The 16,639-nt window shown below is 53.7% G+C and carries 20 protein-coding genes; 7 read left to right on the forward strand and 13 right to left on the reverse strand.

Annotated elements, in window-relative coordinates; genetic code table 11:
• Positions 1-102 precede the first annotated feature (102 nt).
• Positions 103-261, reverse strand: coding sequence for a lmo0937 family membrane protein (locus tag MNODULE_RS10920; RefSeq protein ID WP_168059679.1), 159 nt, complete (start codon positions 259-261; stop codon positions 103-105).
• Between the two features lie 492 nt (positions 262-753).
• Here MNODULE_RS10920 and MNODULE_RS10925 point away from each other — a divergent pair, with 492 nt between their 5' ends.
• The 6 genes from MNODULE_RS10925 to MNODULE_RS10950 all read left to right on the forward strand — a co-directional run bounded on the left by MNODULE_RS10925 (position 754) and on the right by MNODULE_RS10950 (position 4,625).
• Positions 754-1,458 carry a hypothetical protein gene (locus MNODULE_RS10925; RefSeq protein WP_168059681.1) on the forward strand — a complete coding sequence of 235 codons (705 nt, stop codon included), beginning with the start codon at positions 754-756 and terminating at the stop codon, positions 1,456-1,458.
• A gap of 191 nt (positions 1,459-1,649) precedes the next feature.
• Entirely contained in the window at positions 1,650-2,153 is a 504-nt protein-coding gene (locus MNODULE_RS10930) for a hypothetical protein (RefSeq protein ID WP_168059683.1), read from the forward strand.
• 97 nt (positions 2,154-2,250) lie between these two features.
• Entirely contained in the window at positions 2,251-2,988 is a 738-nt protein-coding gene (locus tag MNODULE_RS10935) for a hypothetical protein (protein ID WP_168059685.1), read from the forward strand.
• Between the two features lie 74 nt (positions 2,989-3,062).
• Entirely contained in the window at positions 3,063-3,458 is a 396-nt protein-coding gene (locus MNODULE_RS10940; protein WP_168059687.1) for a DUF1622 domain-containing protein, read from the forward strand.
• Between the two features lies 1 nt (position 3,459).
• Positions 3,460-4,038, forward strand: coding sequence for a hypothetical protein (locus MNODULE_RS10945; RefSeq protein WP_168059689.1), 579 nt, complete (start codon positions 3,460-3,462; stop codon positions 4,036-4,038).
• A 110-nt stretch (positions 4,039-4,148) separates the two neighbouring features.
• A complete protein-coding gene (locus tag MNODULE_RS10950) occupies positions 4,149-4,625 on the forward strand; it encodes a hypothetical protein (RefSeq protein WP_168059691.1) in 477 nt (158 codons plus the stop codon).
• A 121-nt stretch (positions 4,626-4,746) separates the two neighbouring features.
• Here the strand turns inward: MNODULE_RS10950 and MNODULE_RS10955 are convergent, their stop codons facing one another.
• The 5 genes from MNODULE_RS10955 to MNODULE_RS10975 form a co-directional block, all read right to left on the reverse strand.
• Positions 4,747-5,823 (reverse strand): sensor histidine kinase, encoded by a 1,077-nt coding sequence (locus MNODULE_RS10955; RefSeq protein ID WP_168059693.1) that lies wholly within the window; start codon positions 5,821-5,823, stop codon positions 4,747-4,749.
• Between the two features lie 349 nt (positions 5,824-6,172).
• Positions 6,173-6,574 carry a hypothetical protein gene (locus MNODULE_RS10960; protein WP_168059695.1) on the reverse strand — a complete coding sequence of 134 codons (402 nt, stop codon included), beginning with the start codon at positions 6,572-6,574 and terminating at the stop codon, positions 6,173-6,175.
• A 31-nt stretch (positions 6,575-6,605) separates the two neighbouring features.
• The gene (locus MNODULE_RS10965) at positions 6,606-7,040 is read right to left on the reverse strand and encodes a PIN domain-containing protein (RefSeq protein WP_168059697.1); all 435 of its coding nucleotides are present in this window, start codon (positions 7,038-7,040) and stop codon (positions 6,606-6,608) included.
• Between the two features lie 6 nt (positions 7,041-7,046).
• The gene (locus tag MNODULE_RS10970) at positions 7,047-7,319 is read right to left on the reverse strand and encodes an AbrB/MazE/SpoVT family DNA-binding domain-containing protein (RefSeq protein WP_168059699.1); all 273 of its coding nucleotides are present in this window, start codon (positions 7,317-7,319) and stop codon (positions 7,047-7,049) included.
• Between the two features lie 18 nt (positions 7,320-7,337).
• On the reverse strand, positions 7,338-7,616 hold the full coding sequence (locus tag MNODULE_RS10975) for a hypothetical protein (protein WP_168059701.1): 279 nt from the start codon (positions 7,614-7,616) through the stop codon (positions 7,338-7,340).
• A gap of 494 nt (positions 7,617-8,110) precedes the next feature.
• Between MNODULE_RS10975 and MNODULE_RS10980 the strand changes: the two genes are divergently transcribed.
• Positions 8,111-8,752: a BRCT domain-containing protein gene (locus MNODULE_RS10980; RefSeq protein ID WP_168059703.1), complete on the forward strand. Its 642-nt coding sequence runs from the start codon at positions 8,111-8,113 to the stop codon at positions 8,750-8,752.
• Between the two features lie 185 nt (positions 8,753-8,937).
• On the opposite strand, the gene MNODULE_RS10985 is transcribed toward MNODULE_RS10980, so the two are convergent.
• The 7 genes from MNODULE_RS10985 to MNODULE_RS11015 form a co-directional block, all read right to left on the reverse strand.
• Positions 8,938-9,507, reverse strand: a complete 570-nt coding sequence (locus tag MNODULE_RS10985; protein ID WP_168059705.1) for a hypothetical protein — start codon at positions 9,505-9,507, stop codon at positions 8,938-8,940.
• Positions 9,508-9,690: 183 nt separating this feature from the next.
• On the reverse strand, positions 9,691-9,939 hold the full coding sequence (locus MNODULE_RS10990; RefSeq protein ID WP_168059707.1) for a hypothetical protein: 249 nt from the start codon (positions 9,937-9,939) through the stop codon (positions 9,691-9,693).
• Between the two features lie 268 nt (positions 9,940-10,207).
• On the reverse strand, positions 10,208-11,194 hold the full coding sequence (locus MNODULE_RS10995; protein WP_168059709.1) for a tyrosine-type recombinase/integrase: 987 nt from the start codon (positions 11,192-11,194) through the stop codon (positions 10,208-10,210).
• A gap of 533 nt (positions 11,195-11,727) precedes the next feature.
• Positions 11,728-12,045: a hypothetical protein gene (locus tag MNODULE_RS11000; protein ID WP_168059711.1), complete on the reverse strand. Its 318-nt coding sequence runs from the start codon at positions 12,043-12,045 to the stop codon at positions 11,728-11,730.
• A 71-nt stretch (positions 12,046-12,116) separates the two neighbouring features.
• The gene (locus MNODULE_RS11005) at positions 12,117-13,070 is read right to left on the reverse strand and encodes a hypothetical protein (RefSeq protein ID WP_168059713.1); all 954 of its coding nucleotides are present in this window, start codon (positions 13,068-13,070) and stop codon (positions 12,117-12,119) included.
• Positions 13,071-13,081: 11 nt separating this feature from the next.
• Positions 13,082-13,957: a hypothetical protein gene (locus MNODULE_RS11010; protein ID WP_168059715.1), complete on the reverse strand. Its 876-nt coding sequence runs from the start codon at positions 13,955-13,957 to the stop codon at positions 13,082-13,084.
• A 345-nt stretch (positions 13,958-14,302) separates the two neighbouring features.
• Positions 14,303-16,582 carry a phage tail tape measure protein gene (locus tag MNODULE_RS11015; protein WP_168059717.1) on the reverse strand — a complete coding sequence of 760 codons (2,280 nt, stop codon included), beginning with the start codon at positions 16,580-16,582 and terminating at the stop codon, positions 14,303-14,305.
• Positions 16,583-16,639 lie beyond the last annotated feature (57 nt).

Raw genomic sequence — 16,639 nt, forward strand, 5'->3', positions numbered from 1 at the left:
CAAATGCGGGCCGCGGCGTCGAAGCCCGCAGACACCCTGTCTGGAGGAGCAGGAGTGAAAGGAAAAACAAGAGCGAGATCGAGGAACCGTTGAGGATCTCCCTTATGGAGGCGGACCGGTGGTGCTCTTTTTTTCCATTAACAATTGAACGAGGAGTAAAACGGCCGCCACGACCAGGAGGAAATGGATGATCCCCCCGGCGAAGTTGAACGTGAGGCCCAGCGCCCAGAGGGCGAGCAGAATCAGTATCGGCCAAAGCATCGGTCTCCTTCCGTCATTCTCTAGGTCAACGGATCGGTCGTATAATCAAACGTCCGACCCCCACTTTTAGTGTAAAAGCATTGCGATCCCCGGGGTCAACTCGATCAAATGGGCATTATCTCAGTTGCTTATGCTTCGCCGATCCCCATCACGGACCTGTCATCGGGGAAAATTCTTTCCCATCCTCATCATGCTTGCGGTTCACTCCATCAGAGGAAGAAGCCGCCTCCCTCGACCGGGGGTGCTGTCTATTGGATGACCTCGGCATACTCCTTCTTAACGAATTGTGCCGGCAACAGCAGGTTGTCTACACTAATCTTAAAAGACTCCTATTAAGAATAGTTCAAGAGGAGCGGTCATCAGCGACAAGCCGCTTTCGTCATTGTTGCAAAGCCGATCACTCCGGAACCGCAAGAGGGTCAAAAGAGTGGCCGCGCGGTGGAACAGAGTAAATTATTTTGCCGACAAGCGAATAATTAATGTTGAGGAGGCATGATGCGAAGAGACGATTTTGATCCGGTCAGAGGAAGAAGATCGCAGGGGCCTCTCGGAGCGACCCGTTTCGGAAATGGACTTCTCCTCGCCGCCCTCTTTCTCTGGACGGTCCTTTTCCCGACGGAAAAAGGGGCCAATGCCGCGGGGATCGAACGGCTGCAGAGCGAAGAGAATCGGCCTGGCGCTCTCCTGATTGTCGACGAAGATCCCCTCCCGGAAGATGAGGGGCTGGGCGGGGAAATCGATCCCGATCTAGAAAATGAACCCTTCACCGGCCCTGAATTCGAAGAGCCGATCGAGCCGGGTATTGAGGACCCTCTGAACAATGATGAATTCACCGACCCAGGATTCGAGGAGCCATTCGATAATGATCGGGGAGGATTTGATCCGGGGACGGAGGATGAATTCACCGATCCAGGATTCGAAGAACCGCTTGATCCAGGCCTTGAAGACCCGTTCGAGCCGGGACTGGAAGAGCCGGGCCTGAACGATGATCCGTTTATTGATCCCGGCCTCGATGAACCGTTGGATGACCGCGGCGGAATCGACCCGGGCCTGGAGGAAGACGAATTCGGCGATCCGCTGGAGCCTGGAATCGACGATCCACTTGCGCCCGGCTTCGATCCGGGGATGAACGACGATCACTTGGCCGAGCCCGGCGAAGCGCCGCTGGAACCGGGGGTCGAAGATCCGGGTCTGTAATGGGGTGCGATTCGGTGAAGAGCGCCCTCGACGAAAGGGCTCTCACACATCCGCCATTCTTCCGAAAGTACTTATCGAGGCAAGTCACAGGCCTTATTAATAAACACAGGCCTTTTTAATAAAAAGGAGAAATTATGAATCGAATTCGTTTTGCTCAATATCGTTCCAGGAGATCACCTGAGAAGACGGGAATGACTCGATTCGGTGGAGGTCTACTCCTCGCTTCGCTTCTGATGTTGACGGCGTGCGCTTCGACCGGAGAGATGGCCGAGTCGGATACCGTCAGAACGACGGAAGTCATTGAGAGCCCGTCCGAGTATATCGGAGAAGAGGTGACCGTTCGCGGTGAAATCGAGGAATCTCATGGAAACCAGGCATTCATCCTCAATGAAGAGGGGCTCTTTGGACAAGACCTGCTTGTCATTAAAGATCAATCTTTGACATCCAACAAAGCGGACGAAGGCGATTTCGTCGAAGTCACCGGAACGGTCCGGCGATTCTCCCCCACCGAGATCGAAAGGGATCTCGGTGTCGCGCTGAGCCCGGAGCTGCAGGCGCAAGCGCAGGAGGGTGACCCGGTGATCATCGCAAAAGAGGTCACCGAGCAGCCGTTGATGGGTGATGACTTCGGCGGAGGGGTCGGAGAATTCGACGATCCGGGCATCATCGACAATGAAGAGTTCGCCGAGCCTTAACCCGATGAACTGTGCGCCGGAAGAGGTTTTAAGGGATGCCGCCAATCCGAGCGGCGGACGGCGGCATCTTCCTTTCGATTAAACAGGAGAAAATGCCATGACATCACGGCAGATCGCACCTATTTGGAGGCAGGGACCCTGGGGGTCCGGAGCGCTCTTTTTATTTCTATTTGGATTGGCCGTCATTGCAGGCTGTGCCCAAGGTCCTGAAATCAGGCCGGCGCCGGAGGCGAGGGTGGTTCCGGGAGAGGAGAAAGGGGCGATCGGCCTGGCGGACGGGGTCCGGATGGTCGCGAAGGGAGACACCTGGTCCGGACGTCCCGCCAACCTTGAAGAGATCTTAACCCCGATCGAAGCGACGATCGAGAACCGGAGCGGCAAGCCGATCCAGATCCGCTACAACAACTTCGTCCTGGTCAGCCCGGCCGGCTTTCGCTCCTACGCCCTTCCCCCTCATCAGATCGAAGCGACCACGGAGGAGCCGGTTCCCACGACGCCGCTCACCCCCGGTTTCTTTCACCGCGATTTCTATGTGGCCCCTTATCACCGCCCCTTCTACGGCCCGCACCTGCGCACCTGGTCCGATCCGTTCTTCTTCGATCCGCTCTATTATCGCCGCCACTACGCGCGCTGGCCGGTGGAGTTGCCGACCGACGACATGATTCGAAAGGCAATCCCGGAGGGGGTTCTCGAAGACAACGGCCGCGTCAGGGGGTTTTTCTACTTTCAGGATATCGGGGAGGATGTCTCCCGCTTCAGCGTGAACGCCGAGCTGGTCAACGCGGAGACCGGAGAGACGTTCGGAATGGTCAGCATTCCTTTCGTCGTCGGGTAACTGGCCACGCGCTGAAGAGGTTTATAACTCAACCGTGGCTTCCCGCTTACAGCATCTGAATCGTTGTATATCTGATGGCGCAGTTTCGCAGGTTTATGGAGATCATCGGCACCGGGGTCGATGCCGTTGGGGTCGTCATCATTGTCATCGGAGCGCTTTTTTCCACCGGCCGATTCTGCTTCCGGATGCGAGCGGCGCCCGGCCGCTCCTACCGGCACTATCGACAAGATCTGGGCCGGGCGATTCTGTTGGGGCTGGAGTTCCTCGTCGCCGGCGACATCATCCGGACGGTGGTGGTCGCGCCGACGCTGGAGAATGTAATTGTTCTCGGACTGATCGTTTTGATTCGGACGTTTCTCAGCATCGCTTTGGAAGTGGAACTGGAGGGACGCTGGCCCTGGCAGAACCCCAAGGAGGCCCGGCCCTCCTCCCGAATGGAAAATCCTATTGAGGGGGGACGAGGAGAGTGAGATGAATCGATTGAACCGAGTCGATGCTTTTAAAAAATCTCCTCGCAAATCATCCGTCCGCCGATCTGTCGGCACGGCGCGGTTCGGCCTTGTTATCCTCTTTCTACTGTTGATCGGATTGCCTCTTGGGTGCGAGCGGGAGATCGAAGAGCCGGCCGGTCGCGAGGCGGGCGCGACGGTGAATGAGATCACTGCAACGCCCAATGCATATATCGGCAAAAAGGTGACGGTGAGCGGCGAGATCAAGGAGGTGTATGGACCCAAAGCCTTCACGATTGGATCCCCGGACGCTTCCTCCGATGAACTGCTGGTCGTTACCGCCAAAGATTTTCCCGAAATTTCGGACCGCCCGGAGCGCGCCGAGGTGATCGAAGCGGACTTCGTTCAAATCACCGGCAGGGTCCAACGATACATTCCGGAGAAGATACAGGAAGAGATCGGCGCCGCGCTCGATCCAAAGGTTGAATCGGATTACCCGGTCAGCCACCCGGTGGTGATTGCAGAGTCGCTTCACTTCACCGCGCAGATAAGAGAAGAGGCGGCAGAGGGGGAAAAGGCCGGATCGGAGGCGTCGAAATAAACCGGCGCAGGAGGGGTTCGCCGTATAAAAATCCCCTCCATTTTCAGGAAAGTGGCAACTCGGCTGCGATGTGATGCAGTTCGCGTTTTTAACATGAAAAGGAGGATCATATGAAGCGTTGCTTTACCACCTTTTTAAGTCTCGTCTCTTTCATCTTTGCCGTCGCCCTGGCGCTCCCCGCCTGGGCCGATCAGGGAAAGCCGCATGCGGAGGGACAACCCCATGCGCAAGGACAAGCGCAGCAGGAGCAGATGCAAAGCCAAGTTCCCCCGCCGGATCTGTTGGTGATCGAAATCGTTCCCCTGACCGATATCGGAAAGGGGGCGGGACCGAATGACCAACAAGGCGCGATGACATTGACCAGGGGAAAACTCGCCGGAGAGGTGGTCAATATCGATAAACAGGCCGGAACGATCGATATCAAAACGGAGAAAGGGGCCGTGAACAGCTTTAACGTCGAAGGCCAGGCGAAGCAACAGATGGAAGGGTTTAAGAAGGGGGATAAGGTGAATATGGTTCTGGTCCTCCGAGCGATCGAAATCACCCCTCAAGATCAGGGAGGGATGACTCAGGGGCAAGGAAAATAAGAGAGGCCGTTGGAGGGAGCGAGCGACGCGATCCTCCCTTCGATCTCCTTGGAAAACCCCGGGAGCGGAAGCCCCGGGGTTTTCTTCTCAAACAAAAGCGTTGGGTGTACCTCTCCCCGGTTCAGGCGGAAAACCGGTACGGCAGAAAGAGGGTGAAGGTCGTTCCCTTTCCGTATTCGCTCTCCGCTTCAATGTTCCCTTTCAGCAGATAGACAAGGTCTTTTACGATCGCCAGCCCCAAACCGCTCCCCTTCGGCTTTTCCTCTCCCTCGACCTGATAAAAAACATCGAATATATTCGGAAGCGCCTCCGGCCGGATTCCGATCCCCGTGTCCTGGACCACGACTTGAATCCCCTTCTCCTCCTCCCGATTTTCTACGGAGATCCTGACTTCTCCCCGCTCCGTAAACTTGATCGCATTGGAGAGAAGGTTGACGAGGATCTGTTTGATCTTCATTCCGTCCGACTCGATCGTCGGAAGCCGATCCGGCAGGCGGCAATGGAAAGAGAGCCCTTTTTGATCGGCCAGCGGGCTGATCTCCTCCACCACCTCCCTGGTCAAAAAAGGAATCTCGATGAAGCCGACCTCCACCGACACCCTCCCCGATTCGATCCTGGCATGATCGAGGATATCGTTGACCATCTTGAGGAGATCTCCGGCGTTCCGCCGAACCCCTTCCAGAGGAGGGCCCTGGTCTTCAGAGACAGGACCAAACGTCCCGCCGAGCAGAAGATCGCTATAGCCGATAATGGCGTTGAGGGGGGTCCGCAGGTCGTGTGAGACGTTCGAGACCAAGCGCGATTTAAAACGGTTGGCCTCCTCCGCCTCCGCACGCGCGATCTCCGCCGCTCTGTATGCGGAGCGAAAGGAGGCGCTGATCCAAGCGACGAGCAATGAAAAAAGAAAGAAAAGCCCCAGCCGGATCAGCTCTCTTTCCCAGTTGCCCGCGGGATCAAAGGTCAATGGTAAAAAGAAGTAGACAAACGACGCGCCGGAGAACAGGGTGGCGAGCAGACCGGGTCCCCACCCCCCGCACAAGGCGCTGATCATTACGGCAATATAGGGGAAAAAGAAAACAGGGCTGAGAAAGAACGGAAATAACAGTTCAGTAATAAAAAAGGCCGCGAGACTCGACACAACGGCAATGCCGTAACGAACGGCCGGAGAACAAGTCTGTGTTAAAAATGTCAGCTTCATCGACCTCTTGTTTGCCTGGACAAGACGGCAGATCCGCTTGCGGGAAAAATCATGCGCTTGCTTTGGGCATTCTTTTCGATCTTAATCAATATGAACTCGGTCCGCAAGAGAGGGGGGGGCCTGCGGCCGATCCGCTAAAGGCAAACCTTCACGGAGGAAAGCATAAAAATATAGAGGAGATTTTACCGAAAGGGTTGGGGCTGATCGATCGGCGGCGGTGCGATTCTAGAAGACTGTCTCCCGCCTCTTCCGTCTGAAAAGGATTTGTAACGCAGAAATTCCGGACGAAATGACTTTAAAGGAAGAAAATTTCGTCGCTGTTTATACCGATCCCTCCTTGATCTAAATCTCACTGATTCGGTTCAGGGGGGTCGCGCTTGCCGAACTTCTTCTTCATCATCGCGGTGACATTTTCGATGAAATCAAAATAGGCGGTATTGATCGCTTCAATCGTTTCAAGCGGCTGGCCCGTCTCTTTCGAAACCTCTCCCAGTCTTTCAGCGCTCTTGAGCGATTCTTCGCCTTCAAGCTCGGTAAAGCCGGCGGTCTCACCCATCGCGGCGGAAAGATCGACTCCCGAATCTTCCGCGTGTTGTTGCGCGGTCATGAAGGTATTCATCAGAAATCGGTCATGATCGGTCCAGGGGCCGTCGCATTCTAAAACTTCTTTGACACGGTCTCGGGGGATGTTTGTCTTCTTTGAAAGGGTGTCGATGACGATCTCTTTTAACGCTGGGATTGAGAGATACATTGAATCCTCGGGCTGGGAAGCGATTTGGCGGTCACTTTCGTTTCGGCGTCTCGATTGCCAATGATCCCTGGTACCGGCTAAAATGTTTTTCATTCCAGGTCAGGATGCGGTCCGCGCGACCTTTTCGGGCGCAGGCGGCAATCACGGCGTCATAGACCGGCCCGCCGGTGATCCCTTCACCCTGACAGTCGCGCAGCATCCGCCAGTACTCCGTCGCCGTCAAGGCGATCACCTCCCCCTCTCCCCAATTGGCATCGAGCAGTGTCCATGCATCTTGAGAGGAAATTCGATGGGGAGCAGGAAGACGGGTTAACACGGCGTAGGTTTCAATCAGAGAGGGGGCGGCAAGCAGCATCGCACCGCCTGTTCGGGCAGACCGCTCCACCTCGATTCGGGTGGCCTCATGATGTTCGTGCCAGGAGCAGAGCGCAGCAACCATGCAACTGGTATCAATGAGCGTCCGCAAGTGTCTTCATTCCTCGGATTCGACTCGCTCGCGTTCTTGGGACAAGGCCTCTCGCGTTGCTTCCACTTCTTCTGCGGTCAGGGGAGGGGCGTCCTGTTGCGGGACGGCCACCAGAAGTTTCCCCCGCCGCTTCAATTGCACCTGCAGAGGCGCCGGCTCTATCTCGATGTGGCTGCCCACCACACGGATCTCCAGCGGCGTTCCTGGAGATAAGCCGGCGGCTTCACGGATGGCCTTGGGCACAACGACGCGTCCAGCGTGATCAATGGTAGTCTTCATGCCATGAATAATACCATTCTAATTGACATAAATCAACCGCACGTATCCGGCTTGAATGATTGCGCGGAAAGTCGGCTTCCACGCGACACTCACTCCTCCAGATGTTCTAATCTTTGAAAGGTTTGGTGCCCCCGGGGTGATTTGAACACCCGGCACGCGGTTTAGGAATCGGAAATAGGCCGCTTTTGCCTTATTATTACCGATTGTTCCAGGATGTTCTTTTCTCTCTTCTTTCAATAGCTTAAAGCCTGTTTCTTTTGTTCCTGATTGTTCCCTGTTTTGCTGTGTAATCGGCACTTAATCGGCAACAAACCGGCACCGAGAAAAGGGAGTCCCCCGTCTGGTCGTGTCCTCAATTATGCTGGATGTAGTCCCTCAGGTTGGAGGGGCCACGATCGACCGCGCCCGGCGTAGTCCTCGCCCCAAAAAGACACCTCTTTAAAAGCAGGTGGCTCCATGTCTTCACTTCTTTCCCCCCGGCGATGATCCGGGCCTTGAAGAAGTTGACCCCGTAGAATCGGCCCCTATTCGCCCGCCGTACCTTTTCACCGGATGCAGTCCCCAACCGCAAAGGCCCACAACTTCATCAGCCGCTGGCTTTCCGGTCCCTCTCCCCTACGCCGCGCCGCGCCGCGCCGGATCCAAACGAGGGAGGGAATCCGGACGGGCCGCCTTTTTTCCGTTGACTTCTCCTCAAATTCAATCCTAAAATACTTCCGCCCCGGTACTTCCCGTTGATCCATTCAAAAAAGCTCTTTATCCCTCTCTTCCCTCCTTCTTTGAGGTGGAACATGGATGAGATCGATTATGATGAAGACCAAGATCTTCTGAGGCGTTATAATCAAACCCTCCTTCTCAAAAAAACAGTTCAAGAGCTTCAAGGCATTGCGGCCGCGGTCATTTACGACGGCAAGATAGACGACAATGAGATTGACCAACTTAAGAAATGGATCGATGCTCATCGCCTGGAAACGAAGCAATGGCCCCTTTGCGAGGTCCGCGACGTTCTCAACCAAATCCTGGACGATGGCGAGGTTACTCCCGAAGAGCGAAACCGCCTTTTCGATTCACTCTCCCGCTTTGCCGCGGGTCCTCACTTGCCAAAGGTGGTCGAGGGGATCTTCGACCCAGGCCCGACGATCAGCTTTATGGAGAAAGAATTCGTCTTTACCGGAATCCTTCAATTTGGGTCAAGAAGAAAGGCGGAGAACACCGTTTTAGACCGCGGGGGGATCGTAGGAAAATCAGTTACCCGGTCTTTGCATTATCTCATCGTCGGAGATCTTGGCAATCAGACCTGGAAATATAGCCGATTCGGAGACAAGATCGAAAAGGCCCTCGGTCGAAGGCGGAACGGCTTCGCGTTTCCTCTCATTGTAAGAGAGAGGGATTTTGTAAAAGCGGTTTTGAGGGAAGAGGAAACGAGGGAATGAGTATGAAAGACAACTCAGACCGCCGCGGGGCAATGGTTTATAATGGAAATTGCCCGACCGGTCAAATCTGACACCCCTCCGGCATCCCCGATCATTAAAGAAAAAGCGCCCCCGGATAAGCAGGCGCCCCGCTGTCAAGACTTCTCCGCCCCGTTGAGGGACATCTCTTCGAAAGACTGAGCCCCTTAGAATCGCCTTACAATCGGCCCCGCCTTTGCCTCCACGGAAGCGGCAATCTCCTTTTGAATTGCCGCCTGGATAGCTTCGGCCACTTCCGCCCCAGTCATTTTGTTTTTGCTCAACAGCGCATGAGCCACGGCCGGGATAGCCACTTTCCAACGGATGTGATTTATCACAAGCCTCCTTGTACGAATTCGGAGCCACTTACAATAAAGTCGCCAACTGTCGGGGTCATCATCGATATAACCCATCAATTTAAAAACTTCGTGGCGGTCGGACCTTGCCCCTTCTTTGTTCCGTCGTCCCGAATAAAACCATTCCGCCTCTTCTCCCGCCATTAAGATCATGATCTCCCGTTCAACCTTTAGTCTGGTCTTGTCTGATTCGTCATAATCGGGGTGGAAATTCCGAAGACGATGGCCTGCGGAGTGCCCCAAGCTACCATTTTTGTAATCCGGCACAATGGAAACGCGACATATCCGGCGGCCGAGTAAATAACTCGCCGCAGCGTGTCCCGCCTCATGGTAAGCGGTTCTCTCAAGCTTTTTAAGTTTACTTTTACTCGTTGATTTCATCGGATACCTCCTACTGCCCCAGGTAGACTCTCAGGGCGATAACGACCGCCCATAAAGCCGCTGCAACGAACCCCAACAAAGCGGGCGGCTCTCTGACTACATTTCTCGCACTCCTCCGGGGAGCCGTTGGGGAGGCGAATCCCTTGAGCCCTTTAGAATCGCCCCACAATCGGCCGGCGCCCCTCAATTGATCGCATTCTGTTTTTCGCTTAACTGGTACTGGTAGCGAAGTAGATTGAAGCGATTGCATTTGACCTTTGTGATCTCATCCTCCATCTGATGGAGCTCTTCAAGTGTCATATCCATGAGGGAGGTTATGATTTGAAAAATGACACCCCTCTTTTCTTCCTTTTTTTCTCTGTTGATCCTTGCCACTTCCGCCGGCGTGTTCTTGTTCTCGATAAGAGTCACTTTATTTCCGCTTGTTCTCATCGAAACCCCCTCGATGTTAAACCGCTAAATTTTCCGCTTCAACGCCTCTCGATCGATTCCCCTTGTTGCGGTCCTGATTCATTATTGGGATTCTTTCGGTCTGCGGGGCTCTTGCCCTTTTCCTTGCGTCTGAGGGCGGCCCGGTGGAACGCCGCAACGGCCCGGCTCATTTGGTCCAAGGTGGGTGGGTTTACTTTGTTGGGTTTTTCCATTTGGCCTCCTTGCGCTTGGGGGGGCGTGATTCTTGGGATGCCTCCTATTTACTCGATCAGTGGTTTTCTCTGGCATAGCGCGCCTGCTCGTGCCTTAGCTCGGCCATGATTCGAGGGGACGGCTTTTCGTCTGGGAGAACCGCGCCGGACACCTCGAAGCTTCTCCTCTTCGCCGGGAGATTCGCCCGCGGGTGGGCTTTGAGGTATTCTTTCATTAAGGTGTCGACCCCGATATGGACATATCGCGCCGTGCTCGATACGCTGACATGCCCCAACATCTCCTTGACCTCAATGAGATTTGCGCCGCCCTCGATCATGTGGGTCGCGCACGAGTGCCGCAAAGAGTGCGGGGTAAGATCCGGCCGGCCGATCATCACTGAATACTCGGTGACGATCCGATGTATCTGCCGGTCGGTCAACGGCTCCCCCCTGCTATTTAGGAAGACCGATTTTGATTTGAACGGCCGGACCTTCAAATAAGCTTTGATCGCGATGATAGCCTTCGACCCGATCGGTACGATACGATCCCGCCTCCCTTTTCCCTGGATGACCGTAATTAGCCCCCCTTCGAAATCGATATTATCCAAAAGCAGGTTCTCGCATTCCGAAACGCGGATGCCTGTTGAATAGAGGGTTTCTAAAATTGCCAAATCTCGGAAGGTGCGCCAGGCGGAAACCAGCGGGGCCAACATCAGGCGGTTTGCCTGTTCGACAGTGGCAAATTTCGGGAGGGTGCTTTTCTGCTTGGGAGACTGAATTAGCTTTACGGGGTTGAACCCGATACGCCCCTCTCTCAATAGGAATTGAAAAAAGCTTTTCAGTGACGAAAGCCTGCGGGCGGCCGAAGAGGGTTCTATTTCAGCGTACGCCAGCCCCAAATACTTCCGGATCTCGGAAAGGTTCATTTCATCGAGGGTGAGGGAATTTTCATTCAGGTAATCATCGAATTGCTTTAGATCGCTGAGGTAGGTGCGGACCGTGTTCTCTGATAGGTCCCGCTCAATCGTCATGTATTTCTCAAAAGCTCGAAGCGCTTTCTTCATCGCCCCCCCCTTGGGATCATCCCGCCAGAGTGACCGAGACCGCCCATAGAAAGCGGATCACGACCCAGGCGAAGAAGGCCCCCCAAAAGATTGTTTTGATGTGATTGATCACATGGGGATGATAGCCTAACATTGACAGGCTGTCAATAGCTTTACACTGTCAGGCTAAGAAGTGTTTTTTCCCCGCGTCTGGTGTGATTTCGAGACTTGATAGCTGTCAACGCTTTCAGCATCGATAGCCCATACTTTGCGGGGAGGCGGTGGGGCGACTTTCCGCCCTTTGAGTTTTCCGGTCTTGATCGCCTCCAAGACGGATTGACGGGAGATCCCGAGCTTTTTAGCGGATTCACTGAGGGAGTATGTTTTTTTCTTCATGGCCTCGGATGATACCATATGGGTTTAGGATGAAACAATCTGAAAAAGAGGGGAGAACAAGCGCCCTCAACACGTGTCTTATTTGACCGGCAGAGCTCCGAAGAGCCGCGAATCCGCGCCATCATCGGCCCGGGGAGGAACAATAATTTTTGGAGTGTTCATTGACTTGGAATTATTCCCATCCGGGCGGCCAGGTAGCCCCGCGCGAACGCGTCCTTTCCGAGAAGATCGGTGAAGCGCTTCATTTTAACTTCCATCTCTTCAATGGAAGAATGGGAGCCTTTCAGATCGTCAAAGGCCGACCTTGTTTCCGAAGACCAGCCCAAGAGAAACGGCGTCAGAAGAGCACATTCAGCGCTCTCCAGTTCGTCGTATAAATTCTCACCAAGAAGACGGTATTGGGTAAGAATCTCTGCGCGTTGATCCGGGGTGTGAGGCTTTGCCCATTCTGAGTTGGCCGATTCGTTTTGCTCCACTTTGACTCCTTCCAAGGGTTAAATTAATTCTATTTCTTCCCTTCCTTCCATCCTCCATCAAAGCAAGATGATTAAACTAATTCAACGGACACATGCTTAAACTCAAATTGGATGTTTGCATTTGCCACCGAATGTTGAGCGGTTAAAGAAAGGTCGAGCGTGCTTGCCACCCAGTCTTCACCCATGTTATCGTACTTTCCCCATACCTGAGTTCCGGCCCCTGTCGCGCTGGATGGGTCGGCATCTGAGATTAGCGGACTTACATCTAGTTTCGAGTAGCAGTTATCCCCAAGAAGAATATTGAATTCCGCTGAGAGAATATGGACATTTCCGGAGGCGTGACTTGCTGCGGTCCACACGAGTTGACCAATCGTTGTTGCCCCGTATTTCAATCTTAGAGTGAAGTTTGAATTCCCCCCGGAATTATTGAAATATCTCCCAAATACCCTAATAACCATCTTTCTTGCGGGGTTTGCCCCCCCTGCAATGGTATTAAAGCTTTCCATTGGTATTGATTTTTGGAATAACAGAGTTTCAGCGGTTGAGTTGCTTAAGATTAAATAGTCAAGCTGGCCCGTAGCCCATAGAGCCTCACGCAAAATTAATTCTCTTTTAATGAGGCTTTTAACAGAAGTTATCGCCGTACTGTTTGTTACCACTTTTAAGAGCCTTAACCCCGTCCAGCCCGGTTCAGGATCATTATTTGGGACTTCATTAAAAACAAGAATTCCATCTTCGTTTGCATCAATTCCAAGATCGACATAGGTGTCCCTGTTTGCCGTGTAGGTGTGGCCTTGGTCGCCCTTCTCGATATAAAATCCGTTTACAAGGGCTATCCCTCCCGAAATGGTATGTGTGAGGTTTGCAGAGGTCGCCGCTTCAAAGCCGGTCGCTCCGAGGCCCCGCCAAGGTAAAACGGCCCGGTAAGTATCAAGGGCGTTTACGATGTTTCCGACCAATTGATCAAGCTTTGTGTCGGCCAATATTTCTGAGAGCGCAAAGTCTAGCTTTTTCCAATTACCCATTTAGTCCTCTCCTAAAAAAGTTTGTTCGTCCCCAACACCCCATGAGTGGATGAATTCAAAGTAAAGTAGGCTTGTCCGAATTCATTATCCTCTTCCGCCTCGATTTCGTATTGCTGATTTAAAAGGTCCGCTGAAATCCCGTAGATTCTGAATACCTTAGAGGAGTAATCGAGTTGGGACCATGTAAGGCGGATATTATCCCCGAGTTGATGGATGAGGGCTTGCGTTCCCTGCTTGGTTCGGAATACAACCGTTTCTGCCGGCTCAAAATATCTATAAACTAAACGGTCTGACAAGCTCTTTGCGGAATAATATTCATAATGCCAAACCGCCGCATCGTTAAAATCTTTCTCAACCAATCCATAATCGGTTTGAGAGGTTGCGTTGTCGCTTGTCGCCTTATCTTCCCAAAAGTCCCCGATGGGGTCGTAGTTATACCAAACATTGGCCCGGTTGATGATCCGGCTTTTGTTGAAGTAGAGGCGGGCCGCTTGGAGATGGGCGGATTCTTCCGTAAAAGTATAAATAGTCGGATAAGTTTCTTTTGGTATGAACCGATTGAAATAAATCTTCCCGTCCGTCTCCCCATAAATCAGGGAATCGGTAAGCTTCCCAATCAGGCGGAGGGCCTCCGCGATTGTTTCGCCTCGAAAATAGGCTTTAAGCCTGAAAGCGAGGGAAGAGCAAATGCCCTTGTAAGCGGACCAACTTGTATAATCTATATCGACGTTTGCCGTTGAGGCGGTCGAATCAAGCCCGCCGTGAGTTGTTAAAAGCGTCCAAGCAAGATCCGCCGGGTTATAGATGCTCCCGGTAAGATCCAGGGGGGCGGAAGAGGCCCCTAAATTCTTATCGATTGCACGTTGAGCCCTTGAGGAAAAAACCATGTAGACTTTCGGCCGCTCCGCGTCGGTGAAAAACTCAACGTCTTCGAGGAATCCCCGATACCTGTTGAAGTATTCACCATCGAACCCGAGCTCTATCTTCCCGATCTTCCCGATATTGCTCTTTGTGTTCTTTAAGAAATTAAACTCCTTTGAATCGTTCAAAAGCTCAACGGTAATGTCCGCGCCGTTTAAGTCGTCGCCCTCGAATTGCCTCTGAGAAAAGGAGCCGATGTTTAAGAGCTTGTCGGAATAGTCGGTTCCGCCTTCTGGAAATGAGAAACGCTTGGCCGGTATTCTCTGCGGATCGCCCGCGATTGTTTTAAAGCCGGCTGATACTGTATACATTTACCTCGCTCCTGGTTGCATTCCCCATGTATAGCCACGCCGGGAGAGATTTCGGGAGGCCCTGTTAAAGGTAGTTTTTAAAACTTGTTCCGCCTCATGGTCCGTAAAATCAGTTATTTTCCTAATGTTTGGAAGAGAGACGCTGATATTGATATTCCCCCCTCCCCCAAATACCCCTCCGAGCATCTCCCGGAGCCGGGAGAGCGGGGCCACAACTTCGGATTCTCCGCCTTCCGCAATTCTGGCCAGCATGGGCTTTGAGACGATTCCCCCGGCCCAAAGTCCATTTGCTTGGATCAACCGCGCGAGTTCCTCCTTCTCAGACCCTGAGAGCCGCCATTGCCGCCGGTTATTCACTTCCATTCCGAGTTCATCGATAATTCCAATAATCGTGGCCGCCTTTGTGTTGAAATGTAGTTTATGCCACTGAGACCAGTCTCCGCCGGCCGCCCGGCGAACACCCGCCTCGACGGCCGGCTTTCCGAATTTTCGCTTTAGCCTCGCGTGATCGGTTTCATCTCCTCCGAAAATGGCATCTCCCGCCCTCAGAACAAGGCCGACTTGGGCGCCTATTGGAGATTCAACAAAGGCCGTGGCAATGTCCCCATTGTCGCCCGTTCTCGCCCGATTGGCCGCGTCGACCGCCACAACTCCGCCAACAATGGCCCCCCCGATTTGGCCGGCTGTCATTCCGCCCGCGCCGGCGGCGCCGGCTCCAATTCCTGTAGACGCCGCCGTATTGCTGGCCGCAATCTTGGCGTTGGTAGTCTCAGTGGTTGCAAGACGGAAAGCCTCCATCGCCGCCCATTCAGTCATGATCCTTGTTCCAAAAGCAATGACAGAGGCGAGGATCGCCTTTCCGATATCTTCGAAGCTCTTTTTTAAATCCTCGTGGTAAACGATGGCGCCGGCTACGGCATCGCCGATGCTGAATTTGATGTGCCGACCCAGACCCTCAAAGAATTCGCCCGTTTGCTTGGTCGCCGATTTAGCATTATCGACCATCCCCCTTTGGAGCCCATCGCCCATCTCATGGGCGATTTCCGCGACCATATCTGGAATGTATGAGTTGCCGACTACGGCGTCATAGAGGTCCTTGAAGAATCCCTTCACGGCTTCGATCTTATCCTTGACTCCATCCACGATCGCGTTGAAGCGGTCGATTAGCTGTTGGCGGATCCCGGCGACCATATCTTGAATGAATCCGGTCACCGCCTTTGCGGTTCTTTCGAAGGCGGCGACGATCTTATCCCAATTCTTCCAAACGACGATGGCGGCCGTAATGGCCGCCGCGACCCCGGCGATTGCCAAACCTACCGGACCGGTCAAAGCCGTCACAACGGCTCCGAGAATGGCAAGACCTCCGGTGAAAGCCCCGCCGAAGAGGCCGACGGCCGTTGTAACTGCGCCGATCGCTACGACGGCAGATCCAAGCGCCACCCCAAGGGCCGAAATCCCGACGATCCACTTCTTTGTGTCGGAATCGAGTTCCTTAAACCAATCGGTCATGGTCTTGGCGGCCGGAATGATCGCCTGCAGAATAATGGCGGTAATTTCGGCCAACGGCTCAAGGAGGCTCGCCCCGAGTTGGGTCCCGAGATTTCCGACAACTGTTGTAATTGCGCTCATGTTATCGAGGAAGGCGGCGCCGGCCTTGGCGGAATTTCCTGACATTTCCAGCCCCATCCCCCGAGCGGCTTCGGTTGTCTCCCGGATAGTCTGCCCCCCTTGTTTCATGAATGATGCGAGATCGATCCCAGATTTTCCCATCAACTCCATCAGAATGGCGGACTGCTTGGCGGGGTCCTGCATCCCAGCAATTGCGTCGGCCAAATCGAGCATGACCTCATTGACGGGCCTGAGAGAGCCGTCTACGTCTTTCACGTCAATACCAAGCTCCTTGAAGATCTCGGCGGCCTTCCCGGTTCCGTCGCTCGCCTCGTTCATGTTCTTGGCAAGCTGAGTCATTCCGACGGCGAGTTTATCGATATCGGTTTTGTTTTGCTCGGCCGCGAATTTCAGGAGGGAGAGTTGCTCGACGGATATTCCGGTCTTATCGGAGAGGCCGATAAGATGATCCCCGGTGTTGGCGGCCGAAGTCGCCAGCCCAAGCGCGGCCGCCCCGACTCCAGCAATCGCCACCGAGACGGCCCCTAAGATCTGCTTTCCATCTCCCAGTCCCTTGAGGAATCCATTGTATTCCCCGAGTGCGCCTTGTAGGCCGGACTTAAGCCCGTCGAATTGGGCACCGATTTTTAAAATCAATGACTCTTGAGACATTTGGTCCTCCTGATAAAATCTCTCATTTCCTGGGGCGGCCCTTCTTTAATCTTTGGG

It is taken from the genome of Candidatus Manganitrophus noduliformans, assembly GCF_012184425.1.
Classification (GTDB): Bacteria; Nitrospirota; Nitrospiria; order SBBL01; family Manganitrophaceae; genus Manganitrophus; species Manganitrophus noduliformans.